The organism is Nocardiopsis sp. CC223A (assembly GCF_030766825.1).
In the GTDB taxonomy this organism is placed as follows: domain Bacteria; phylum Actinomycetota; class Actinomycetes; order Streptosporangiales; family Streptosporangiaceae; genus Nocardiopsis.
In genome coordinates this window covers 1-2,618 of record NZ_JASFDV010000167.1, presented here as the reverse complement: position 1 = coordinate 2,618, position 2,618 = coordinate 1, and the positions used below count along the sequence as shown (strand labels likewise).

Below are 2,618 nucleotides of genomic sequence, written 5' to 3'. Positions count from 1 at the left end.
TGGTGGAGACCGTCAAGGCCGCGGCCTCCCGCCCGCACGGCGGCGGCCGGGTCGGCCTGCTGCCCCGCGACCTGCGCGTCGCGGTACGCGAGGGCCAGGAGAGCAACCTGGTGCTGTTCTGCGTCGACGCGTCCGGCTCCATGGCGGCGCGCAAGCGGATGGGCGAGGTCAAGACCGCGATCCTGTCGCTGCTCCTGGACGCCTACCGGCGCCGCGACAAGGTCGGCCTCGTGACCTTCCGGGGGACGGGTGCCGAACTGGTGCTGCCGCCGACCAGGTCGGTGGACACCGCCGCCGCCCGCCTGGACGGGCTGCCCGCCGGAGGCAGGACCCCGCTCGCCGAGGGCCTGCTGGAGGCCGCCCGGGTCCTGCGGCGCGAGCGCCTGCGCGACCCGCGGCAGCGTCCGCTGCTCGTCCTGGTGACCGACGGCCGGGCCACCGGCGGCCGGGGGGCCGTCGGCCGTTCACTGGCGGCCGCCGACCACGTCGCCGGGCTGGGTGTGACCACCGTCGTGGTGGACGGCGAGTCCGGTCCGCTGCGGCTGGGGCTGGCCGCCGACCTCGCCCGCAGGTTGGGAGCCGACCACATCCCGGTGTCCGAGGTCAGCGCCGCCGCGCTGGGCGGTGCGGTGAGAGAGAGGGCGGCCTGATGCCGCAGGGAAAACCGCTCGTGGTCCCCGACGACGGGCTCACCACGCGCCAGCGCCGCAACCAGCCCGTGCTCGCTGTTCACACCGGCGACGGCAAGGGCAAGTCCACTGCCGCGTTCGGGCTCGCCCTGCGCGGCTGGAACCAGGGCTGGCGGATCGGGGTGTTCCAGTTCGTGAAGTCGGCGAAGTGGCGCATCGGCGAGCAGACCGTGCTCGAACGCCTGGGCGGGCTCCACGAGGAGACCGGCGAGGGCGGACCCGTGGAGTGGCACAAGATGGGCTCGGGCTGGTCCTGGAGCCGCCGCCAGGGCAGCACGGAGGACCACGCCGCGGACGCGGCCGAGGGCTGGGCGGAGATCAAGCGCAGGCTCGCCGGGCAGACGCACGACCTGCTCATCCTCGACGAGTTCACCTACCCCCTGAACTGGGGCTGGATCGACGTCGAGGACGTCGTGGCCGCGCTGCGGGACCGGCCGGGCCGCCAGCACGTGGTCATCACCGGTCGGCGCGCCGACCCCCGGCTGCTGGAGATCGCCGACCTGGTCACCGAGATGACCAAGGTCAAGCACCCCATGGACGCGGGCCGCAAGGGCCAGCGGGGCATCGAATGGTGACGACCCTGCCCAGGGTCATGGTCGCCGCCCCGATGACGGGCCAGGGCAAGACCACGGTCGCGACCGGGCTCATGGCCGCGCTCCGCGCCGCCGGGCACACCGTGAGCGGCCACAAGGTCGGCCCCGACTACATCGACCCCGGCTACCACGCCCTGGCCACCGGTCGCCCCGGCCGCAACCTCGACCCCCACCTGGTGGGGGAGGACCGGGTGGCGCCGCTGCTCCTGCACGGGGCGCGCGGCGCGGACACCGCCGTCATCGAGGGGGTCATGGGGCTGCACGACGGGCGGATCGGCACCGGCGGGTTCGCCTCCTCGGCGCACGTCGCGGCCCTCACCCGGACCCCCGTGGTGCTGGTCGTGGACGTGTCCCGCATGTCCCGGTCCGCGGGCGCCCTGGTGGCGGGCATGGCCGACTACGACCCGTCGGTCGGGGTCGCGGGCGTGATCCTCAACCGCGCCGGGTCGGCGCGCAACATCGCGGAGATCACCCGCTCCACCTGCCTGCCGGTGCTCGGCGTGGTCCCCCACGACGAACGGATCGCACGCCCCTCCCGGCACCTGGGCCTGGTCCCGGCCGCCGAACGGACGGAGTCGGAGCGGGTGGTGGCCCGCCTGGGCGAGCACATCGCCGCCCACGTCGACCTGGACGCGGTGCTGGACCTGGCCCGTTCCGCGCCCGACCTGGACGCACGGCCCTGGGACCCGGCCGCCGCGGTCGGCGCCCGCACGGGCGGTCGGCGCCCGATGGTGGCGGTGGCCGGGGGGCGTGCCTTCACCTTCCGCTACCCGGAGACGGAGGAACTGCTGCGCGCCGCCGGATGCGACGTGCGGACGTTCGATCCGCTCACCGACACCGGGCTGCCCCCGGGGACCCGCGGGATCTACCTCGGCGGCGGCTTCCCCGAGGTGTACGCGGGCGCCCTTTCCGCCAACCGCGCCCTGGCCGCCGAACTCGGGGAAGCGGTGCGGGACGGGATCCCCACCGTCGCCGAGTGCGCGGGGCTGCTCTACCTGGCCCGCTCCCTGGACGGACGGCCCATGGTCGGCGCCGTCCGGGCCGACGCCCGGATGAGCGACCGCCTGACACTGCGCTACCCGGAGGCGGTCTCCCCCGGGGACACGCTGTTGGCCCGGGCGGGGGAGAGGGTGACCGGACACGAGTTCCACCGCACCCGCACCACCCCGGAGACCGGAGCGGACGGCCCGGCGTGGGAGATCGAGGGCGCCGCAGAGGGGTTCGCCTCGCCCACCCTGCACGCCTCCTACCTGCACGTCCACTGGGCCGGGCACCCCCGGCTCGCCGCCCGCTTCGCGGCCGCCGCCGCGTCCGGCGGACCCGTCGGCGGGGGCCG

At 75.7% G+C, this 2,618-nt stretch carries 3 protein-coding genes; all 3 read left to right on the top strand.

Features of this window, described 5'->3' with window-relative positions:
- On the top strand, nt 1-650 hold a 650-nt coding region (locus QJS33_RS31165), incomplete at its 5' end, for a VWA domain-containing protein (RefSeq protein WP_306371654.1).
- Nucleotides 650-1,264 carry a cob(I)yrinic acid a,c-diamide adenosyltransferase gene (cobO, locus tag QJS33_RS31160; RefSeq protein WP_306371653.1) on the top strand — a complete coding sequence of 205 codons (615 nt, stop codon included), beginning with the start codon at nt 650-652 and terminating at the stop codon, nt 1,262-1,264. The genes QJS33_RS31165 and cobO, both read left to right, overlap by 1 nt.
- A partial coding sequence (locus QJS33_RS31155; RefSeq protein ID WP_306371652.1) for a cobyrinate a,c-diamide synthase occupies nt 1,258-2,618 on the top strand: 1,361 nt, incomplete at its 3' end. The genes cobO and QJS33_RS31155, both read left to right, overlap by 7 nt.